This window comes from Clostridium tertium (genome assembly GCF_902652255.1).
Classification (GTDB): Bacteria; Bacillota; Clostridia; order Clostridiales; family Clostridiaceae; genus Clostridium; species Clostridium tertium_A.
The window spans coordinates 21026-42772 of sequence record NZ_CACRTO010000013.1 but is presented as its reverse complement, the minus strand read 5'-3'; the positions used below and the strand labels follow the sequence as shown (position 1 = coordinate 42772).

The following is a 21747-nucleotide window of genomic DNA, read 5'->3' as shown; positions in this document are numbered from 1 at the left end:
TATGGAAAATTAAACTAGATCATTCCTTATAGAAGAAAAAGACGGTACCTCCGCCTTTTCCTTAGTATATCTATGGTGTGAATGACTATTTAATTAAATCACCTTGTTCAGCACTTATTTTAATCTCATCATTCTTAATTTTGTTGTAAACTTCATCTACTTTAGAGATAGTTTCTGAACTTAAATTTGGATTTTCTTTAGGAAGACCAACTCCATCATTTTTAACATCAAAAGTTAAAGTTTTTCCACCTGGGAAATTCCCATCTAATTCATCCTTAATTATATCATATGTAGCAGTATCTATCATCTTCATAGCTGAAGTAAGTATAACAGATTTACCATTATCCATAACACCATCAGTATATTGGTCAACGTCAACACCAATTATCCAAGCTTCTTTTCCAGCTGCTGCTCTAGTTTTAGCTTCATTTATAGATCCAACTCCAACACCACCTGCTGCTGTGAATATCGCTCTAACACCATTATCATACATTGTTGCTGCAAGTTGTTGTCCAGCTGCAACATTATCAAAAGTACCTTGGTAAACTATATTTTCAGCTTTTAAGCTCATGCTAGTTCCTAAGTTTTCATTAGCATACTTAACTCCTTGTTGGAATCCCCAGTTAAACTTTTGAACTGATGGAATTTCCATACCACCTATAAAGCCTAAATCACCTGTTTTTAACTCAACAGCTGCTGCAACTCCTACTAAGAATCCTGCTTGCTCTTCAGCAAAAAATACTGAAACTGCATTATCGCCTACTTTTTCAACTCTGTCGTTTCCTGTTTTACCATTGTTAGGAGAACCATCAATAATTACAAATTTAGCATCTGAATACTTCTCTTGTGCTTGGAAAATAGCAGTTTCAAATTTAAATCCAGGAGTTACTATGAACTTATAGCCAGTATCATAAAGGTTTCCTATTTCCTTCATATAATCAGCTTCAGTAGTTCCAGCTGGCTTTAAATAGTTAGCATCCACTTTTAATTCTTCTTTAGCCTTTAATATTCCTTCCCAAGTACCTTGATTAAATGACTTATCGTCTATTGTACCTGCATCAGTTACCATACCTACCTTTAACTGTTCTGCATTACTGCTTGAACTATTTCCACAACCAACTAAGCCTGTAACCATTAGCGCTGCTAAAGCTAAAGCAATCGTTTTTTTCTTCATAAAAAAATCCTCCTTAATCTTTTGTATTGACACTAGTTTTATCTTTCGAACTTTCAAAAAGATTATACAATATATAGTTCGCTATTTCAACAAATAAAAAAGTTTTATTTACTGAATTAATAGCGAAAATCCTTAAATAAATCCCTTAATAATATGTAAATATTACCAAAACCTACGTATAAAAAACTTTTTTATTAAAAAGCACCTTTTTATATGACTTTTCATAATTTTTCAAACTTTTTTTATAAGTTAATAAAACTAAGTAATATTGCAATTAATACACTAGGAAGTAAATTAGAAATCTTTATTTTTGTTATTCCTAACATATTAAGTCCTAATCCAATTATTAATAAACTTCCTACTGCTGACATATTATTAATAGCTACATCACTTAAAACATTTGATAATAGCCCTGCTGCTAAAGTAATACTTCCTTGATAGACAAATACACTTATGGCTGACAGCATTACTCCTATTCCTAATGTTGATGAAAATATTAAAGAACTTATACCATCTAATAAAGACTTAGCAAATAATGTACTGTGATCATTACTTATTCCACTTTCTAAAGCTCCAACTATTGCCATTGCCCCAACACAAAACAATAAGGTAGAGGTAATAAATCCTTCAGCAATTTTAGAATCACCTTTGTTTTCACTAAATTTATTTTCTATTGATTTACCTAAAGATTCTAGCTTGCTATCTATGTCTATTACTTCTCCAATAAAAGCTCCTATAGTAATAGATATTATCAGTACGATAGTATTATTACCTTTTAAAGCACCAGATATACCTATATATATTACACATAAAGCCAGTCCATTCATTATTGTCTTACTTATATTTTCATTCATTCTCCCTTTAACAAAAAGGCCTAAAAAGGCCCCTATTACTATTGTTATACAATTAACTATTGTTCCTAACATTGCTATCTCCTAAAAATCTGAGAATATAGATTTAAAAGCTTCTATATTCATCGGTGACATTCTAACTCTCTTTAAGGAATGTAGTCCATCATTAGCAGTGGCAATTCCACCTTCAGTAGTAACTGCAGCTTCGACTCCCATTTCTCTTGCTACTTCAATTGTTTCATCATCATATCTTCCAACAGGATAACAAAGATATTTACTGTCAACTCCAACTTTTTCATTCAAAGTATCTACAGCTTCTTTTATAATAGCTTTCTTATCCTCCCTAGATATATTTGTGAATTCTAAATGTCTTGATGTATGACTTTCTATTCCCATACCACCACTTTTCATTTCTTTAAGCTGTTCTGAGTTTAAATAATAACCATCTTGATCAGTATTATTAGTTATTATAAAAAATGTAGCTTTCACATCATATTCTTTTAATATTTTATATGCTTCTGTATAATTATCTGAATATCCATCATCAAAAGTAATTGCAACAGGTTTCTTTGGAACATGTCCTGTTGAAAAGGCTTCAACAACATCATCTAAAAGCATTGGAGTAAATCCTGATTCTTTAAGGTATTTAACTTGTTCTCTAAACATATCAGGTGGAACAAGTAAACTATTATTTGGATCCGCATCAGAAATTGAGTGATACATTAATATAGGAACTTTTACATCCTCAATATTTAATGTAACATAATCCTCTTCATTAATCTTATCTTTATTATCATTTTCGCTTTCATCTATAATTGGCTCTTCATTTCCATTAATTTCTTCATTTTGCGTATCATTTAGATTTGTAAGTTCTGAATTTTTATTAAAATATTTATATCCCCCAAAGGCTATTAATACAATAATTATTACTGAAATTAAAACACTAATTATTTTTTTCATTATATCCCCTCCATTTATACTCAAAATATACCTTTGCTTGATTTTATTGTCAACACTTTTTGTATTTGTTTCTATTTCTTTAATATTTTCTAAAATTTGTTTAAAGCATTGTTAATAATATTTTATTTTTGTATAATTAATCTAAACTAATATTAAGGAGTGTTTTTATTGTTTGGATATGTAACTCCTCTAAAAGCTGAGCTTAAAGTTAAGGATTTCACTAAATTTAGAAGCTACTATTGTGGACTTTGTATGCATATTAAAAGCAGTGCAGGCAATCTTCCAAGAATGGTTCTAAATTATGATATGACATTTTTAGCCGTACTTTTAGATTCTCTATCTACAAAAGAACCTAGTGTAGAAATTAAACGCTGTATAGTTCATCCTATTGAAAAGAAACCAATAATTATGAATAATGATGCACTTGAATATGCAGCTGCTATAAACTTAACTTTATACTATTATAAAGTTAAAGATGATGTTGAGGATGATAATAATCTAAAATCAAAGATTTTAGAAAAAATATTATTACCTTATGAAAAGAAAGTAAACTCAAACATTGAAGATATAAGTAATATAATTGAGCAAAGTTTAAGAGAACTTAGTGCTTTAGAAAAAAATAAAGACTTTTCTACTATAGATGAAATTGCTCATCCTTTTAGTCATATTGTTGGAAGTATATTAAAATCATATCCTCAAACCTTAGTTGAAGATACTATAGATATAAGGGATGATTTATACAACCTCGGATATACCTTAGGAAAATGGATATACTTAGTTGATGCCTTTGATGATTTAAAGGAAGATATGGATAAAAATAAATTTAACCCTATTAACTTTTTATTTAATAAGGATAAGCTACCTTATGAAGAATTGCTTCCATTATTTAAGGATAGACTTGAATTTACTATTTTAAATTGCTCATTTAATTGTAAACAAATTCTAGATAGATTACCTATTAAAAGGAATGAAGATATATTAAGAAACGTTCTAGAATTAGGTATGATGGATAAATACCTTGGAATACTTAAAAAAACTAGTGAAGATAAGAAGGAGTGACCATAATGAATCCATATGAGGTTCTTGGATTAAAACCAGGTGCAAGTCAAGAAGAAATAAAAAAAGCTTATAGAAACTTAATAAAGCAATATCATCCAGATCAATACGGTGATAACCCTTTAAAAGATTTAGCTGAAGAAAAAATGAGAGAAATTAATCAAGCATATGATATGTTAGCTAAAAATGGAGATGCTTCATCTAGCAACTCATATAATAGTTCTTATAGTAATTCATCAAATAATAATTCTAATGATTCTTATTCTCTCCAAGAAATTAGAATGTTAATTCAAAATAGAAATTTACAAGAAGCTGAAAGAAGATTAAATTCTATTCAAAACAGAAATGCAGAATGGAACTTTTTATATGGAGTTTTATTAACTAATAAGGGATGGTTTGATGGAGGTCTTAAACATATTCAAATTGCTGTAAATATGGATCCTAATAATTTTGAATATAGACAGACTTTAAATTCATTACACCAAAGAACTTCTGCATACAGCAATAATTATTATAGAACTACTGGTGCAAATTCAGCAAACGCATGTGATTGTTGTATAAACTTATGGTGCTTAGACTCTATGTGTGAATGTATGGGTGGAGACCTTATAGGCTGTTGCTAGACAATATAGTATTGGTGGTGAATAAAATATGAAAGCAAGAGAATTGACTGTAAGTGCTGCTTTAACAGCTCTTACCATAGTTATTCTATATTTAAATTTATTATTACCTATAAGTACAATTAGTATTTTAACCTTAGCATCTGCTTTAATACCAGTTGCATTAATAAGGGGCTCTATAAAGAGTTCAATCTTAGTTTATATATCATCATCAATTATAGGGTTCTTTATTCTTCCAATAAATATTGTATTACTTTATATATTATTCTTTGGATTTTATGGAATCGTAAAATACTTTATTGAAAAAATTAATAAGCTTCCAGTAGAGATAATTTTAAAACTTATATTTTTTAATATAGTCCTAGTTTTATCTATTTTCGTATTTAATTCCTTTGTAGCAATAGAAATAACAAAACTTCCAATAGGCTTATTATTTGTAGTTGCTCAGCCAGTATTTTTAGTATACGATTATGCTTTAAGTTTATTAATATCATTCTACTTAGATAGAATTCATAAGAGGGTTTGATGTAACATAGAAAAAGTATATATGTTGTGCTTCGTCTCCGTCGCAGGCTCCAAGTCGACTAACGCACAACATATATACTTTTTTTCTATTATTACATTCTTTAATATATTGGTACTAAAGGATGAAATTCAGACAAGCTGAATTTCTAATAAGTATATATTCTTAAATATGAAAGTTTCATTACCTTACTGTCACAAGTTCCAAGTCGACATACGCATAATATGTATCTATTTTATAAATAGACATCTTATTTTCTTTATTCTTATTTTATCTTTTCTGATAGTTTTTCTAACTTTAAGTTTAATTCTCTAATTTCTTCTCTCATTTTATTTTGATTACTTAAACTTTTAATAACAAATACTACAATAGCAATGGGTATTGCTAATACTATTAGTAAGTTAAAAATAAGTAAAACATTAATATCCATACTTTTCACCTCTTTAAATATATAAACAGTGCCCTATTCACTTTAAGAAAACAATTTTATATTTTTAACTAATATATAACTTTCGTTAACTAATATCTTTATAGTATTATATCCCATATTTATGTATAATATCAATATAAAGGAACTTTAAATTATTCTTGCTATAAAGAATACAAAGCGAGGTAAAAAATGAAGGTATCAATCTTAACTAGCGCCTTTCCTAATGGATTTACTGATGATTTCATTCAATGTGTAAAGGAACATTATGTTAATACTGGTTCCTTCGTGCTTATTGCCTCTGATTTCACAGTCCATTCAAAAACAGACAAACATACAAACACATTTTTAAAGAGGTTTAAAGACAATGGGATTATATTTAATGATACTCATATCATTGATGATAGAATTACGAAAGAAATGGCAATGGAATATACAAAGGAAGCTGATGTTATATGGATTTCAGGTGGCGATACACTTAAACAGATTAAGTATTTGAAAGAATATAACCTAATTCCAATTCTGCAGAAAAAGGAAGGTCTTACTATTGGTATGAGTGCAGGTTCAATAAATATGGCTAAAAGAGTTGTATTGCCAAGTACCCTAAATGATAATATTCCAAAGCTAGAAATTTATGAGGGCATTGGCCTTGTAGATATAAATATTTATCCTCATTTAGATTCCATAAGTGATGCTGGTATAAAAGCTATTTATGAGGCATCACGGTTTACAACAATTTATGGACTCTATGATAACTCATTCATTAAGATAATTGATGGTAAAATGAATATTTACGGTACTCATTTCAAATATAAAAAATCTATATGTTAAACTAGGAGAAGTTAAATATGAAAAGTTATTCTGTGAAAAAAAGTACAAAAGAAGAATACAATTTAATTCACTTAGATACCTTTGATTTTCAAGCAACAGATTTCTACATTAAATATGGATATAAAGTTTTTTTGGTATTAGACTGCTCTCCAATGGAACATAAACGTTATTATATGAAAAAGAATATATATATTTGAGATTATGCAAGAGTCTTTAACATATTGTGCGTAAGCCAACTTGGAGCCTGCGATGGAGGCCAAGAGCAATATGCTAAAGGCTCCTTCGCATTCTATAAAATTTACCCACTATGTCTCCTTCTATATATTTTCTTCACTATATAATCCCCTAGAATTTGCACTCCTTGTACAATAATAATTAAAATAATTACTGTAGCAATTATATATTCATCTTGAAACCTTTGATATCCATACCTGATAGCGATACTCCCAAGACCACCTGCTCCTACTACACCGGCTATTGCTGTTGCACCAATAATAGTTATTACGCTTAATGTTATAGCTCTAACTAAAGAAGGAAGGCTTTCTGGAATAATAACCTGAAAAATTATTTGTATTGGAGTTGCTCCCATAGAAATCGACGCTTCAATCTTCCCTTTATCAACTTCCTTTAAGCTACTTTCAACAACCCTTGCAATAAAGCAAGAAGTTAAAATAACTAAAGGAACAACTGCTGCTGTTTCTCCTAAGGCTGTTCCAACTATAAGCCTTGATAAAGGCAATAACACAACAATAAATATCATACTTGGAAAACTTCTAACTATATTTATTATTCCACCAAATATCCTATTAAAAACTTTATTTGGTGATATGCCCCCCTCATCCGTAACAACTAGTAAAATTCCAGATAAGAATCCAAAGAAAAATGCAAATACTCCAGTTAATACAACCATATACAAAGTCTCAAAAATAGCCTTTATTAGTATCTCACTCATTGAAGTACTCATATCCCCTCTCCTCCTTCAAATACAAAGTTATTTTGAAAAGATCTTGTTATTTCTATAAACCTCTTTGCAGTGTTGCTCTTAGGATTTAAAAATAACCCTTTTACTGTTCCATTCTCAGTTATTTTACCATCTTCAATAACAGCCATATTATCACAACAATACCTTATTACATCAAGCTCATGAGTAATTAGTACTATTGTTATTCCAAACTGTTTGTTTATACTTTTCAAAAGCTCTAATATTGAATAGGTTGTTAATGGATCAAGAGCTGAGGTTGCTTCATCGCTTAGAAGCACCTCTGGATTATTTGCTAAAGCTCTTGCAATTCCAACCCTTTGTTTTTGTCCTCCACTTAGTTGAGTTGGATAAGCCTCTTCCTTTTCACTTAATTCAACTATCTCTAAAAGTTTCCTTACCCTTTGAGGAATCTCTTCCTTTGGATAATTTGCAATCTTAAGGGGAAAAGCTATATTTTCATATACTGTCTTACTTTCAAGCAAATTAAATTGTTGAAATATCATTCCAATTTCTTTTCTTGCTTCTCGTAGCTCCTTTTTATTTAATGAAGTAATCGTCTTATCTCCAATTTTAATGCTTCCCTCTTCTGGTATTTCCAAAGCATTTAAACATCTAATAAGAGTTGATTTTCCTGCTCCACTAAAACCTATAACACCAAAAATCTCACCTTTTTTTATATCTAAATCTATTCCTTTTAGAACTTCCATCTCACCTTGCCTACTTTTGAATGTTTTTGATAAATTTCTTATTTCAATCATATTTTCTACCAAATATAGTCACTCCCTTTAGAATGCTGGAATTATTGCACCCTTGTATTTTTCCTCTATAAATTTCTTAACTTCAGGTGAATGAATAGCCTCATCTAATTTCTTAAAAGCCTCATTATCTTCATTTCCCTTTTTAGTTACAAGAACTATAGAATATATAGAATCCTTTGCATCTTCTTCCCTAAACAAGGCTTTATTAACATCAAGACCAGCATCTAAAGCAGATGAGGCAACAATTAATCCTCCATCTATATCTGGAAGCATTCTTGGAATTTGAGCCTGAGGAACTTCAACGAACTTAAGACTCTTTGGATTTGACTTAATTGAATCTAGTGATACCTTTGTAGGATCTAATCCCTTTGTAACTTCTAGAACTCCTTGCTTATCAAGCAATAATAGCTGTCTATAAAGGTTTGATGGATCATCTGATACCGCTATTGTTGCCCCATCCTTAAGCTCATCAATTGATTCAATTTTACTTGAATAAAAACCAACTGGTCCTAAGTGTACTGGCTCTGATGCATAATATTCAAAATCATGTTTACTTGACCACTCCTTTAAATATGGCATGTGTTGAAAGAAATTAGCATCAATATCCCCAGCTTTTAATGCATCATTTAGAGTAGCGCTTGAATCAACTATAATTGGTTCTAATGTTATTCCTTCCTCTTCTAAAATCGGTACTAAAAACTCTAGTATATCTCCATAGGGCGATGTTGTTGCCCCTACTTTAATTTCTGTAGTTTTAACTTCTTTTTTTCCACACCCTACTAGCCCTACTACTGCTATTACTGTTGCTAATGCTAATGCTAAAAATCTTTTTTTCATAATTTTTCCCCTCTTTTATTTTATTATTGTTTATCATTATAGCTAGGATTAAATGTATTTTCAATATATTTCCAATTATTTGTATAAGTGATATTTTCATTGTATTCCCATCGGAATAATTTTATAATTTGATTTTTTGTATACAATATCATAATTACTTTATCAAAACAAAAAAATGTTTATTATCTATCTATTTCCACAGTCATTTATTAACTTATATTCATTTGATGATAGTCATGTACCACCAGCTTAGCTGGTGGCTTTATTAAGCCCTATAAGGGCATGGTACTGGCAGCACTACTCGTGCTCTGAAAAACTGCCAATCGCAAAACTTTTACAGCTAACACCCTCATCGGGTGTTTTTTTATTTGCTACCTTTTACCGGCGATCCCGTAAAGGGATCAATATATTCTTTCATGCTTATCTGCTCTGCTATTTGATCTTCTTCGATTTGATTTTGTATATATTTTGCAATTGCAGTTTTATTTCTTCCTACTGTATCAACATAATATCCTCTACACCAAAAATGTCTATTCCCATATTTATACTTTAAATGTGCAAATCTATCAAAAATCATTAAGCTACTTTTACCTTTTAATGTTCCCACAAATTTTGCCACACTCATTTTAGGTGGGACAGCCACTAACATATGTATGTGATCTTTACATGCATTCGCTTCGATTATCTCTACTCCTATTCTCATACATATAGTTCTTAATATTTTTCCTATCTCCACTTTATATTTTCCATATATTATTTGTCTTCTATACTTCGGTGCAAATACTATGTGATATTGACACCTCCATTTTGTATGTGCTAAGCTTTCTATGTCGTTACCCATACGACACACCTCCTATGATTTTATTATTTTACGATTGTCAGTCGTTTTAATTTTATCATAGGAGTTTTTTTGTTCAGAGCTTAAGCCCTTTTGACCACCGGCATAGCCAGTGGTTTTCAATACAAATAAAAGGTGAACAACTCAAGTTGTTCACCTTTATATATTAATATTAGTTTGTAAAATCTTAATCTAAAAACGAGAATAATATTTCTAAGACCCCTTCTACAGAAGTTCCTATTACTTCACCTAAAGTTTTGCTCATCTTGAATTTTTTATTTTTCTCTGGCTTTACTTTATACTTATTATAATTCATTCTATCACTTGGATCTGAATTATAATAATAAGCTTGTTCATAGGTTTTAATTTCTATAAAAGGTATTTTACTTGTTTCACTTTCCAAAATTTTATCCCCCAAACATTTTTATTAGACTTTATTAATATTATCTTCTACTATTTTATTTAAAGTCCTTTTATAAAAAATAATAAATACTGTTATTGTGGTTAAAGCTGCAACTATATCCGATACTGGCTCTGCAAATAAAACAGCTGCAAGCTTATTATTTTCACTAACAAACATAGGTAGTATGAATATTAATGGTACTAGTAAAACTATTTTCCTTAAAATAGCCATTATTAAAGAAATTTTAGCCTGCCCTAACGCTAAGAATGTTTGTTGACATGCTATTTGAGCTCCAAATATAAATATTCCTGCAAAGAATATTTTCATACTCCATGATGTTATTTCCACTAGTTCTGGCTTATTATTAAATATTCCAACAAATACTTCAGGGAATATCATTAATGCTCCCCACATTATTATTGTATAAATTAAACAACAAGTTAAAAGTAATTTAAATGTCTTCTTAACTCTTTCTATGTTTTTAGCACCGAAGTTATAACTAACTATAGGCTGAGCACCTTGTGATAATCCTAGTAATGGCATAGTTATTATTTGCATTATACTACTCATTATAGTCATTGCACCTACAGCTAAATCTCCTCCATACATAGAAAGCTTATTATTTAAACTAATTAAAACTAAGCTTTCAGTTGCTTGCATAATAAAAGGTGAAACTCCAAGTGCAAAAATCGGTAGTAAAACTTTCATTTTTGGCATTATATACTTCTTTCTTATCTTAAGAATACTTTGTTTTCCGAATAAAAACTTTAAAACCCATATTGCAGACACAAATTGAGAAAGTATTGTTGCTAAAGCAGCACCTTTTACTCCAAGGTCAAAAACAAATATAAATAGTGGATCTAATACTATATTTGTAATTGCACCAATAATTACTGTAGTCATACCAATTTTAGCAAATCCTTGGGTATTTATAAAAGAATTCATACCTAATGCTATTTGTACAAAAACAGTTCCTACTAAATAAATATTTAAATATTCTTTAGCATAACCAATAGTTGCATCACTAGCTCCAAATGCCCATAATAGCTTTTCATTAAAAATTAGAAATACTACTGTGCATATAGCTCCAATAATAATTAATGTAGAAAAACTATTACTTAAAATCTCTTCAGCACCATCATTATCTTTTTTCCCCATCTTAATTGCTGCAAGTGGCGCTCCGCCCATGCCAACTAAAGCAGAAAATGCAGAAATTATCATTATAAGTGGAAAAGCAACCCCAACACCAGCCATTGCTACTTCACCATTTGCCATTCTCCCAATAAATATTCTATCAACTATGTTATAAAGTACATTAACTAGTTGAGCTATTATTGCAGGAAGGGATAAACTTATTAATAACTTTCCAACAGACCCCTCACCTAAATTAACTTTAGCTTTTGTCATTAATATCTCTCCTTTTGTAAATAAATAATTCCAATTTATTTTTAGCATATAAATACTATAATACTACTATAAAAGTTAATAATAAATATCTTTATTTAATATATGCAAAAATTTAAAATTTAAATTACTTCTTTTCCAAAAGGCATTAATGAAAGTTTAGCTAATTTTAAAGATTGTTTTGCAAAAGGTATTCCTATTATCGTAATACATAAAAATATAGCACTAACTATATTAGCAACACAAAGAGCAAATCCACCGAATATTAACCAAAGAATATTTAATATTAAACTCACGCTACCATCACTTATTGTTACAACTTCTTTACCAAAAGGAGCAAGTTGTAATTTAGCCATTTTAAAACATTGTAATCCTATTGGTATACCTACTATTGTAATACTCCATAGACACCCAGTAAAAAACCAACCTACAGCATTAAAAAATCCTCCACATATTATCCATATAATATTTCCTAAGCACGACATCTAAAACTCCCCCATTCCATTATTTTTTTATTTACTTCTTAATTGGACTAAAGCACAATTTTCTATTGCATTAATTTTATTATCCATGCAGTACTTTAGTATTTCTTCACTTTCTGCCCCTGGTTGAATTAATACATTCTTTATACCAAGTTCATTTGCTTCTTCTAAATACTTAATACCAAGTTTTGAGTTTATACATAGATCAATAGCTTCTACCCTGAATGGTATATCCTTTAATGACTTATATATATTTTCTCCCCCTCTTGGATGAACACCTGCAACTGTATATCCTTTTTCTTTAAACTTTTCTATAATTTTATATGCAAACTTACTTTGATTTGAAACATCTCCTATAACAGCCCAATTATTTAGTTTTATCATATCTCTTATATCCATTTCTTTACCCTCCAACTTTTCATATATTTAATCTAGGTATATTAATTAACTTTATCAACATAAGCTGATTTTATAAATAGTATATTATACTCTAAATTTAAAAAAATTCTAAAAAAATATTATTATTTTCTTATATTAATTATATCCTTGAAAGTAATAATGTATATAGTTATATCTTGTTCCACAAGTATTATCTTTAAGTTTTGTTAAAATGTTGACTTATAATGTAATAATATATATAATTTAATATATTAAAATTATATATAAAATGCTATGAATAGGAGTAGTATTATAATAATATTCTTTAGAGAGCTGTTGTTTGCTGTAAAACAGTGTTTATTTTATAAGAACTTGCCTAGGAGCTTACTTGTTAAAAGCAAGTACGGGTCATCCCCGTTATAATGTCGAGTGAGAAAATTTTATTTTCTAATAAGAGTGGTACCGCGAATATCCTTCGTCTCTTAATTGAGATCGAGGGTTTTTTTATATTTATTTTTACTTATTTAAGGAGGATTATTATGGCTAAATACGGAACTTCCATTGATAAAAAATGGCAAGATAAGTGGGAAGAAACTAAACTTTATAAGTTTGATCCAAATAAAGAAGGTGAAAAACTATATGTATTAGAAATGTTTTCTTATCCTTCAGGAAGTCAATTACATGCTGGACATTGGTTTAACTATGGACCAGTAGACTCTTGGGCTAGAATGAAAAGAATGCAGGGATATAATGTTTTTCAACCTATGGGATTTGATGCTTTTGGACTTCCAGCAGAAAACTTTGCAATAAAGACTGGAATTCATCCAAAGGATTCAACAGATAAAAATATTGAAACTATGGAAAAGCAATTAAGAGCAATGGGTGCTATGTTTAACTGGGAAAATGAAGTTATAACATGTAATCCAGATTATTATAAATGGACTCAATGGGTATTTTTAAAACTTTATGAAAAAGGATTAGCTTATAGAAAGAAAGCTCCGGTAAACTGGTGTCCATCTTGTAATACAGTTTTAGCTAACGAACAAGTAGTTGATGGTGCATGTGAAAGATGTTCAACTGAAGTAACTAAGAAAGATTTAACTCAATGGTTCCTAAAAATTACTGATTATGCTGATGAGCTTTTAGAAAAACTTGATACTCTAGATTGGCCTGAAAAAACTGTTGCTATGCAAAAGCACTGGATTGGAAAATCTACAGGAGCTGAAGTTACATTTAAAGTTAAGGATTCTGATATTAAATTTGATGTATTTACTACTAGAGTTGATACTTTAAATGGTGTTACTTATGTTGTTCTAGCTCCTGAAAATCCATTAGTTGATAAGCTTACTACTGCTGAGTATAAAGATTCAGTTGAAAACTATAAAGAAGAAGCTAAGAAACAATCTGATATAGAAAGACAATCTATATCTAGGGAAAAAACAGGTGTATTTACGGGATCTTATGCAGTAAATCCAATAAATAATAAAGAAGTTCCAATTTGGGTTGGAGACTACGTATTAGCTACTTATGGGACTGGTGCTGTTATGGCTGTACCTGCTCATGATGAAAGAGATTTTGCTTTTGCAACTAAATTCAACTTACCTATTGAAAGAGTTATAACTAGTAAAAATGGTGGAAATGATGAACTACCATATTGTGAATACGGTAAGCTAGTTAATTCAGGTGAATTTGATGGACTTACAACTGAAGAAGCTAAAGAAAAAATCGTTGAAAAGTTAGCTTCTAAAGAATTAGGAACTGCAAAGGTCAATTATAGATTAAGAGATTGGTTAGTTTCTAGACAAAGATACTGGGGAGCTCCAATTCCAATAGTACACTGTGATGATTGTGGAACTGTTGCAGTACCTGAAAACCAATTACCAGTTGAACTTCCATACAATGTTGAGTTTGCTCCAGATGGTAAGTCACCACTTGCAAAATGTGATGATTTTGTAAATACAACTTGCCCTAAGTGTGGAAAACCAGCTAAGAGAGAAGTAGATACTTTAGATACATTTGTTTGTTCTTCTTGGTATCAATTAAGATATCCAGATAGTCATAACACTGAAAAAGCATTCGATAAAGATATAGTTAATAAAATGCTTCCAGTAGACAAATATGTTGGTGGACCTGAACATGCTTGTATGCATCTACTATATGCTAGATTCATTACTAAAGCATTAAGAGATATGGGCTACTTAGATTTTGATGAACCATTTAAATCTTTAACTCACCAAGGTTTAATATTAGGACCAGACGGTTTAAAAATGAGTAAATCTAAGGGAAATACTATTTCTCCTAATGATTATATTTCTGAATATGGTTCAGATGTATTTAGAATGTATTTAATGTTTGGTTTTGCTTATGTTGAAGGTGGAGCTTGGAGTGATGATGGACTTAAATCTGTTGCAAGATTTGTTGATAGAATTGAAAGATATCTTGAAACTGCAATCGAAGCTATTAATAAAGGTGAAAATAATAAAACTACAGTAGATAAAGCTGAAAAAGAATTAAACTTCTGGCTACACAACGCAATAAAAGGTGTTACAGAAGATGCAGATAAAATGCAATTCAATACTGCTATAGCTAGAATGATGGAATTTGTAAATGCCTTCTCTAAATATCTTCAAGAAGATGTTAAGAATTTAGAATTCTTAAAGAATACATGCATAGATTTCTTAAAGATATTAGCACCATTTGCACCTCACTTTGCTGAAGAACAATGGAGCCTACTTGGATTAGACTTCTCAATCTTCAATGAAGCTTGGCCAAAATTTGATCCTAAGGCTTTAGTTAAAGATGAAGTTGAAATCGCTATTCAAGTTAATGGAAAGATAAAAGCTAAGATAAATGTTCCTACTGATTTAGATGAAGAAGGAATTAAAGCTGCTTCTTTAGCTAATGAAAATATTATTGCTGCTACTGAAAGTAAAAACATTGTAAAAGTTATTGTAATTAAAGGAAGACTTGTTAATATAGTAGTAAAGTAAAAGTAAACTGAGTATTAAATTTTATCAAGAGTAAATTTAAAAAAGATAATAAAATTCTAACTTTTATATACTATTATATTATTAACAAAGACCAGCAAAGTTATTTGCTGGTCTTTAATTCGTAATATTTTAAGATTTTGAATTAGTTTTTTTAGTTATTTTGCTATTAATTGAATATATAAAATTTAAATATAAGCCTATTGCGAAGACCCATAATATAACAGCTGTAATTTGTACAGTTTTTATATATTTTATTAAATATTTAACTACATCATTTTCAATTGCCAAATTTCCACTTTTCAATACAAATTGTAATGTTTCTAGATTACTTATTATTATTCCTAATGACGATGCTATTAATATGAATACTATAAATTGAACTGATTTATATCTCCAAATTTTTCTCATAAAACCTCCTATATTATATTGAAGTCCTGTATAATTGCAATTTAACTTCGCATTTAATTATACCACTTTTTTTCAGTATAGCTTTTTAATATTTGGGCTATAAGAGTTAATAATAATATTTATTTCATACTTCTATATCTAAATGTCAATATTTGTTATAATAAATTATAGTAATACTAACTAGGAGTGATTAATTTAAATAAAAAGATATCTCTATCTATAATCTCCTTACTATTATTAGTTGTAATATTATTATTTGCATTTCCATCTAATAAAACTTATAAGGATCCTTATGGAAATATCTATAAATATAAACTAACTGTTACTGGAACTATGCCAAATGCAAAAGCTGAAAGTACATTTGTTATTTTATCCAATGATGATACCCTCACCTTTGATGAAGTCGCTAAAAGTTTCTATAGTAGTAATAGTAATGATCACTTAGATATTTACCTTGTTTCTAGTAAATAAAAAAAATGATATTGAGCCACTTTGCTGGAACAATATCATTTTTTATTAATTTTTGATTTCTTTAATGTTAAATACAATAATACTAAAGCAACTAGGGTGAATCCTAACCTTACATAATTTTGTTCTATATTTATTAAATCATAACTTACTAATGCTTCAAGTGCAATAGAAGGTATTTTCCCAAGGAAGGTTGCAATATTAAATATTACCCCATTTACATTACTTATTGAAGCAGCTAAAGTTACAAATCCAGATGGAATAAAAGGAATAAGTCTTCCTTCAAAAATTAGGAATCCGACACTTTTTCCTTCTCCTTCTACTATTGATTTTAATAATTTATGTTTATGCTTTATTCCTTCTGCTCCTTTTTTAAAACCTAATCTATATACTATAAAGGTTATATATCCGCCTATAGTTTCTCCTAATAAAGAAATTAAAAATCCGTATAATGGTCCAAAAAACAATATATTGGCCCCTGTTACAAAAACAGATGGTACTACTCCAAGCAATGCAATAATAGTACTTATTAATAAAGAAATAGGAATAGAATACATACTATACTCTCTTAATAAGCTAACTATACTATCTATACTAAACATTTATATCTCCTATTTTTCATTTGTAGATATTATTCATCTAAAACGACTTTAAATTCACTTAAAACCTGACTTACTAAATCTTCATCTAATTGCTTATAGTAACATAATAGATTTGACTCTTGCAAAGCTACAAATATTTTTTTACTAATATCCATCCATAATTCAGGTATATAAACCCAAACTATTTCTTCATATCTACAACTTAATAAGAAGTGTTCAAGTCCCCAGAAGAAATATTCTTTTATATTGTGAAGCTTATTAAATATTTTATAATCATTTACTACCCTACTATGTAATTTATATTCATAAATATCTACATAAAAATAATCAAATCTCTCACCTTTTGCTTTATAGGCATCTGAATTTATTATTTCAATTTTCTTATTTGGATTAAAATTTGAATAGTAAAGATCTATTATATCTTTTTCTTTTTCATAAACTATAATCTTATCTACATCTTCTTTTTTTGCAAGCTCTTGGACAACATACCCAAGTCCAAGTCCCACTACTCCAATTACTCCTTTTGCATACTTAATAAACATATAAGAACTTTCGATTTCCATTGGGGAAATTCTCATCCAAATATTATCTGGTCCATGTAATTCTAATATGCTTAAGTCTAGTTCTCCTTTTCTCCTATACATATATCCATCTATATATTCACCTGGATTTTTTATATTTTTTATTTCAAAGTTTCCTATCTTTCCAGCAGATATCAAACCATTATATTCATTTATTTTATTTTTTATATAGTCAAAATCATAAGGCTTCAATTTAAAGCCTCCCTTCTACTCTGATTATTAATGTTATAATAATTATTATATTTATGATACATAATAAAAACAATAAGTATTTGTAAATTTGATATATTGTTTTAAAAAACTCTTGATATTTATGTCCACTATGATATACTAGTGATATAAATTATCATTTAGAAATAGAAGGTGAAGATATGGATAAAATTATAATAAGCGAAGAAGCATACAAAGAATTCAAGGAATTCTTAGATGAAAATGAAGTTGATAACTACAGCATAAGAGTAAATTTAGCTGGATTTGGATGTAGTGGTCCTGCTTTTAATATATCAGTAGATGATGCTAAAGAAGGAGACATTACTCAAAAGGTTAACGACATAGTTTTCGTAGTTGAAGAAAAACTAGTTGATGAATTTGGTGGATTTAAACTACTTTCAACTGAAGAAAATGAAGGAAGAGGATTATCTCTTAAACCAATCATTGAATCAGAAAGTGGCGGATGTGGATCTTGCGGTGGCGGATGTCACTAATCCTTTAAATTTTATGACATAATATTAATGAGCTATTGTATTAACAGTTTTCTGTTAGCAATAGCTCATTTTTTATACTCTAAATTAGATTATATAAGCTTCCTAATTAATTATATTATTTTACATTAAAGGAGCTGCCATATAGACAGCTCCTTTAAAAATGATGTAATTTCAAAAACTCCAAATTGAGTTTTCTCCTTAATTATTCATTATTAATTCTTAATTTTTAATTTCCTAGTATGCTATTATTTCAGCACCATCCTCAGTAACTAATACAGTGTACTCCCATTGAGCTGAATATCCGCCATCTTCAGTAAATACTGTCCATTCATCATCTTCATCTACAAACACTTCATAATCACCTTGGTTTAACATAGGTTCAATAGTAAATACCATTCCAGGAACTAATAGCATCCCTTCGCCTCTTTCACCTACATGGGCAACAAAAGGATCTTCATGGAACTCTATTCCTACTCCATGACCACCAAAAGCTCTTACTACTGAAAATCCATTAGCTTCAGCATGTTCTTGCACAGCTGCTCCTATATCGCCTAAGAATCCCCAAGGTTTAACTGCCTCTAATCCCTTGTCTAAGCATTCCTTTGCAACTGTTACTAGCTTTCTATCCTCTTCGGCTACATTCCCTATCATAAACATTCTAGAAGCATCTGAGTAGTATCCATTATAAATTGTTGATACATCTACATTTACTATATCCCCATCCATTAATATAGTATCTTCACTTGGGATACCATGACATACTACATCATTTATAGATACACAGACACTTTTAGGAAATCCTCCATAATTTAAAGGTGCAGGTATAGCTCCACTATTTACTGTAAGATCATGAACCAATTTGTTTATTTCTTCAGTATTCATTCCCACTTTTATTTTTTCTTGTACTAAGTCTAATACAGCATTATTTATCTTAGCACTTTCTTTAATGCCTTCAATTTGCTCACTATTCTTTATCATATTTCTTGACGGAACTTCATGCCCCTTAGCTTTATAAGCCTCTATCTTTTCATCAAATTCCAAATGGCACTTCTTATATTTCTTGCCACTATTACACCAGCATTGATCATTTCTATTTAAAATCATACTTTCTCCTTTCTTTTATTACTACAAATTTATATTAACTAATTTTTATTAAATAGTATAATTTATTACTATATATTTAATATATCATAAAATTCATGGTTCAACTCAATTTTAAAATAAAAAATATAAAATATACTATTATTGTTTGTTTATTTTTGATAATGTTTTTAAATAATACCTTTATAATTATAATAAAAACCCAGCTAATCTATTCGCTGAGTTTTTTATTATACCTATTTTTTTATAGTAAATTCATAATTTAAATACGGTTCCATAACTGAATTTATTTCTTTTAGAACATCAATCCAGTACTCTTTTTTAATATAAGTAGACTCTTTATTTTCTTCGTCAACATTTTTCAGTTTAGTATCATTGAAATCCTTATAGAAAGTATCTATACTCTTCGACATCTCTTTCATAGCTAAAAAGTCATCAAGAATACCGCCTTCTAAAATAATTTTTTCATTACGGTTTTTCATTTCAAAACTCAAATATTCAAAAAGTAAACTTTCTATCCTAGTATAAACTTGGCTAGTAGACATTTCATTAGAAATATCATTAACTTTTGTCTTCTTATTAAAACTTATAATTTCTTCTTTGCCATAATCTTTATACTTGGACCATAAATTATTATATTCATCAGAAATAGCTGTATAATTCTTATATAATATAAGCATTTCCTCATTAGTTACACTTTTCGCCTTAATACACTGATCTAATAAAGATAAAACACTTTCGTTCCTATTTTTTATTTCTTTCACACTATAATAAGTTTCTTTACCTATTAATAACTTATAACGCGAATTCATAATAGAACTGTAAACGTTTATTAGTAGGCTGACAATTAGAATTCCTATTATTAATAGAATACTATTATTCTTACTTATTTTATAAGACCTCATAGAGCACCCCCACTCTGCTATTATATCATAAATTATTGACAAATACTAGCCTACATATACTGATGTAAAGAATTAGCAACTTGAATGAATCAAGCTGCTAAAATTATCTTCTAAAAATATCTTCCATGCTCCTGTTGATACTCTTTAATCATATCTAATCCAGCAGTACCACCTTCACCCTTAACTGAATTAGTTTCAACTCTCTTTATTTCACCATAAGGCTCATTTAAAGATAGCTCTTCATCTCCAGTTAAAACCCAGATAGTATTCTTCTTAAATGGTTTGTACTCAAGTTCTTTTTCCCCAACACCATCTGTAAAATATACTACTACATGGTTTCTTAAATTATTATCTCTTATATATTTAAAAACTGGCGAAAACCTTGTTGAACCAATTTTAGATGCCCTTTTCTTTATATCATTTTTAGACTTTATTTCATAAACACGTCTAATTTCATTATCACATTCAATTAACGTAATCTTATTTGTTCTAGTTCTAGTTATTTCTAAAACCTCAACTAATATTTTATTAAATTCTTGTTCACTCATAGAAGCACTTATATCTAAGGCTACAATAACTTCTGGGACACTATTAGGTAAAGTTCCTCTAATATCTAATCTCTCCGGTTGCCTTCTATTTCTTCTCATAACTGTTTTCTTTTCTCCAGCTCTTAAAGATGGTATTACTTTCTTTAAGGCATCCTGCCATGATATTTCCGCTTTCTCATTATAAGCTTTAATAATACCTTCGATATCCTTTGGAGCCTTACCATTATATGATCCTATTGCAGTTTTCTTAGTAATATCTTTAATTGAATCATCATTTAAATTGCTTTCTTCCCAAACATCATGAGCCTTTGAAATATCCAACATATCCCCAACAACTTCATCTTTTTCTGCTTTTTTGCTATCTTTTATTTTTGCTTTAATTGCCTTTTCTATTTCCTCTGCATATACTTCTATAGGCGCATCTTCAGTTAAATTTGCACCATACTCTAAGTTTACTCTTTCTAATTTATAGCTATCCGTAGGTAGATTCTTAATAAATTGATTAATAGATATATCTAAAGCTAGGTTAACAGCTGTAGTAGTATATTTATTTTTAAGTTCTCTTTCTCTCTGATGGTGACCATACATTATATGATATATTTCATGCTTAAATAATGCTTGCATCTCCCTTTTATCACAAAGTAGAAATAATAAAGGATTAAAATACATTTTAAAGCCCTGCATCTTTGGGATAGTTGCTAGTGGCCAAGTAATATTGTATCTAATGCTTCTCTCTATTCTAACTAGAAATTGCCCAAAGAAGCTATCTTCTCCTTCAAGCATATCAATAACTACACCTTCAACCAATGAAAAGAACTCTCTTTCAAAGGCACTATATATTTTTCCATTTTCCTTAATATCTATGGCTTGTTTAAGTAAACTATCTCTTTTTTCTTCAAATGTCATAGCATTACCT

25 protein-coding genes, 1 pseudogene and 1 other annotated feature are annotated in these 21747 nt (G+C 29.2%); of the genes and pseudogenes, 8 read left to right on the top strand and 18 right to left on the bottom strand.

The features are described 5' to 3' along the window. Positions 1 to 85 precede the first annotated feature (85 nt). From GPX08_RS05115 to GPX08_RS05105, 3 genes are all read right to left on the bottom strand, one after another. The gene (locus tag GPX08_RS05115; RefSeq protein ID WP_156625765.1) at positions 86 to 1174 is read right to left on the bottom strand and encodes a BMP family ABC transporter substrate-binding protein; all 1089 of its coding nucleotides are present in this window, start codon (positions 1172 to 1174) and stop codon (positions 86 to 88) included. Positions 1175 to 1416: 242 nt separating this feature from the next. Continuing rightward, positions 1417 to 2100, bottom strand: coding sequence for a DUF554 family protein (locus tag GPX08_RS05110; RefSeq protein ID WP_156625764.1), 684 nt, complete (start codon positions 2098 to 2100; stop codon positions 1417 to 1419). Positions 2101 to 2109: 9 nt separating this feature from the next. After that, positions 2110 to 2985: a polysaccharide deacetylase family protein gene (locus GPX08_RS05105; protein WP_156625763.1), complete on the bottom strand. Its 876-nt coding sequence runs from the start codon at positions 2983 to 2985 to the stop codon at positions 2110 to 2112. 168 nt (positions 2986 to 3153) lie between these two features. Between GPX08_RS05105 and GPX08_RS05100 the strand changes: the two genes are divergently transcribed. The 3 genes from GPX08_RS05100 to GPX08_RS05090 are packed head-to-tail and all read left to right on the top strand — an operon-like array spanning position 3154 to position 5187. After that, entirely contained in the window at positions 3154 to 4044 is an 891-nt protein-coding gene (locus tag GPX08_RS05100) for a hypothetical protein (protein WP_156625762.1), read from the top strand. 5 nt (positions 4045 to 4049) lie between these two features. Beyond that, complete coding sequence (locus tag GPX08_RS05095; protein WP_156625761.1) at positions 4050 to 4664, top strand: DnaJ domain-containing protein; 615 nt, start codon at positions 4050 to 4052, stop codon at positions 4662 to 4664. Positions 4665 to 4692: 28 nt separating this feature from the next. Then, positions 4693 to 5187, top strand: a complete 495-nt coding sequence (locus tag GPX08_RS05090) for a hypothetical protein (protein ID WP_156625760.1) — start codon at positions 4693 to 4695, stop codon at positions 5185 to 5187. Between the two features lie 262 nt (positions 5188 to 5449). On the opposite strand, the gene GPX08_RS05085 is transcribed toward GPX08_RS05090, so the two are convergent. Then, positions 5450 to 5614, bottom strand: a complete 165-nt coding sequence (locus GPX08_RS05085; protein ID WP_156625759.1) for a hypothetical protein — start codon at positions 5612 to 5614, stop codon at positions 5450 to 5452. Between the two features lie 189 nt (positions 5615 to 5803). Here GPX08_RS05085 and GPX08_RS05080 point away from each other — a divergent pair, with 189 nt between their 5' ends. Beyond that, positions 5804 to 6442 carry a hypothetical protein gene (locus GPX08_RS05080; RefSeq protein ID WP_156625758.1) on the top strand — a complete coding sequence of 213 codons (639 nt, stop codon included), beginning with the start codon at positions 5804 to 5806 and terminating at the stop codon, positions 6440 to 6442. Positions 6443 to 6474: 32 nt separating this feature from the next. Beyond that, a pseudogene (locus GPX08_RS05075) lies at positions 6475 to 6639 on the top strand (GNAT family N-acetyltransferase); the annotation flags it as partial. 101 nt (positions 6640 to 6740) lie between these two features. Here the strand turns inward: GPX08_RS05075 and GPX08_RS05070 are convergent. The 8 genes from GPX08_RS05070 to GPX08_RS05035 form a co-directional block, all read right to left on the bottom strand. Next, positions 6741 to 7406, bottom strand: coding sequence for an ABC transporter permease subunit (locus GPX08_RS05070; RefSeq protein ID WP_156625757.1), 666 nt, complete (start codon positions 7404 to 7406; stop codon positions 6741 to 6743). Further along, the gene (locus tag GPX08_RS05065) at positions 7403 to 8182 is read right to left on the bottom strand and encodes an ATP-binding cassette domain-containing protein (protein ID WP_156625964.1); all 780 of its coding nucleotides are present in this window, start codon (positions 8180 to 8182) and stop codon (positions 7403 to 7405) included. The genes GPX08_RS05070 and GPX08_RS05065 overlap by 4 nt, the downstream gene beginning before the upstream one ends. Positions 8183 to 8209: 27 nt before the next feature. Next, on the bottom strand, positions 8210 to 9019 hold the full coding sequence (locus GPX08_RS05060) for a methionine ABC transporter substrate-binding protein (RefSeq protein ID WP_156625756.1): 810 nt from the start codon (positions 9017 to 9019) through the stop codon (positions 8210 to 8212). A gap of 364 nt (positions 9020 to 9383) precedes the next feature. Further along, positions 9384 to 9860, bottom strand: coding sequence for an IS200/IS605 family transposase (tnpA, locus tag GPX08_RS05055; protein ID WP_156625755.1), 477 nt, complete (start codon positions 9858 to 9860; stop codon positions 9384 to 9386). Between the two features lie 184 nt (positions 9861 to 10044). Continuing rightward, positions 10045 to 10260: a hypothetical protein gene (locus GPX08_RS05050; RefSeq protein ID WP_156625754.1), complete on the bottom strand. Its 216-nt coding sequence runs from the start codon at positions 10258 to 10260 to the stop codon at positions 10045 to 10047. A gap of 24 nt (positions 10261 to 10284) precedes the next feature. Next, positions 10285 to 11667 (bottom strand): MATE family efflux transporter, encoded by a 1383-nt coding sequence (locus GPX08_RS05045; protein WP_156625753.1) that lies wholly within the window; start codon positions 11665 to 11667, stop codon positions 10285 to 10287. A 119-nt stretch (positions 11668 to 11786) separates the two neighbouring features. Next, positions 11787 to 12149: a YccF domain-containing protein gene (locus tag GPX08_RS05040; protein ID WP_156625752.1), complete on the bottom strand. Its 363-nt coding sequence runs from the start codon at positions 12147 to 12149 to the stop codon at positions 11787 to 11789. A 27-nt stretch (positions 12150 to 12176) separates the two neighbouring features. Next, positions 12177 to 12545, bottom strand: coding sequence for a CoA-binding protein (locus GPX08_RS05035; RefSeq protein WP_156625751.1), 369 nt, complete (start codon positions 12543 to 12545; stop codon positions 12177 to 12179). A gap of 264 nt (positions 12546 to 12809) precedes the next feature. After that, positions 12810 to 13010: a binding site (T-box leader), on the top strand. Positions 13011 to 13063: 53 nt separating this feature from the next. On the opposite strand from GPX08_RS05035, the gene GPX08_RS05030 reads away from it, so the two are divergent. After that, a complete protein-coding gene (locus tag GPX08_RS05030; RefSeq protein WP_156625750.1) occupies positions 13064 to 15514 on the top strand; it encodes a leucine--tRNA ligase in 2451 nt (816 codons plus the stop codon). A gap of 129 nt (positions 15515 to 15643) precedes the next feature. Here GPX08_RS05030 and GPX08_RS05025 read toward each other — a convergent pair whose 3' ends face one another. After that, entirely contained in the window at positions 15644 to 15922 is a 279-nt protein-coding gene (locus GPX08_RS05025; protein ID WP_156625749.1) for a hypothetical protein, read from the bottom strand. Between the two features lie 186 nt (positions 15923 to 16108). Here GPX08_RS05025 and GPX08_RS05020 point away from each other — a divergent pair, with 186 nt between their 5' ends. Then, positions 16109 to 16393 carry a hypothetical protein gene (locus tag GPX08_RS05020; protein ID WP_156625748.1) on the top strand — a complete coding sequence of 95 codons (285 nt, stop codon included), beginning with the start codon at positions 16109 to 16111 and terminating at the stop codon, positions 16391 to 16393. 35 nt (positions 16394 to 16428) lie between these two features. Here GPX08_RS05020 and GPX08_RS05015 read toward each other — a convergent pair whose 3' ends face one another. Then, positions 16429 to 16992: an alkaline phosphatase gene (locus GPX08_RS05015; protein WP_156625747.1), complete on the bottom strand. Its 564-nt coding sequence runs from the start codon at positions 16990 to 16992 to the stop codon at positions 16429 to 16431. A gap of 29 nt (positions 16993 to 17021) precedes the next feature. Further along, positions 17022 to 17765: a hypothetical protein gene (locus GPX08_RS05010; RefSeq protein ID WP_156625746.1), complete on the bottom strand. Its 744-nt coding sequence runs from the start codon at positions 17763 to 17765 to the stop codon at positions 17022 to 17024. Between the two features lie 179 nt (positions 17766 to 17944). On the opposite strand from GPX08_RS05010, the gene GPX08_RS05005 reads away from it, so the two are divergent. Beyond that, the gene (locus GPX08_RS05005; RefSeq protein ID WP_156625745.1) at positions 17945 to 18277 is read left to right on the top strand and encodes a HesB-like protein; all 333 of its coding nucleotides are present in this window, start codon (positions 17945 to 17947) and stop codon (positions 18275 to 18277) included. 234 nt (positions 18278 to 18511) lie between these two features. Here GPX08_RS05005 and GPX08_RS05000 read toward each other — a convergent pair whose 3' ends face one another. From GPX08_RS05000 to GPX08_RS04990, 3 genes are all read right to left on the bottom strand, one after another. Continuing rightward, positions 18512 to 19381 (bottom strand): methionyl aminopeptidase, encoded by an 870-nt coding sequence (locus GPX08_RS05000; RefSeq protein ID WP_156625744.1) that lies wholly within the window; start codon positions 19379 to 19381, stop codon positions 18512 to 18514. A 233-nt stretch (positions 19382 to 19614) separates the two neighbouring features. Continuing rightward, positions 19615 to 20283, bottom strand: coding sequence for a hypothetical protein (locus GPX08_RS04995; protein ID WP_156625743.1), 669 nt, complete (start codon positions 20281 to 20283; stop codon positions 19615 to 19617). Between the two features lie 110 nt (positions 20284 to 20393). Further along, entirely contained in the window at positions 20394 to 21737 is a 1344-nt protein-coding gene (locus tag GPX08_RS04990) for a hypothetical protein (protein WP_156625742.1), read from the bottom strand. Positions 21738 to 21747: the final 10 nt, after the last annotated feature.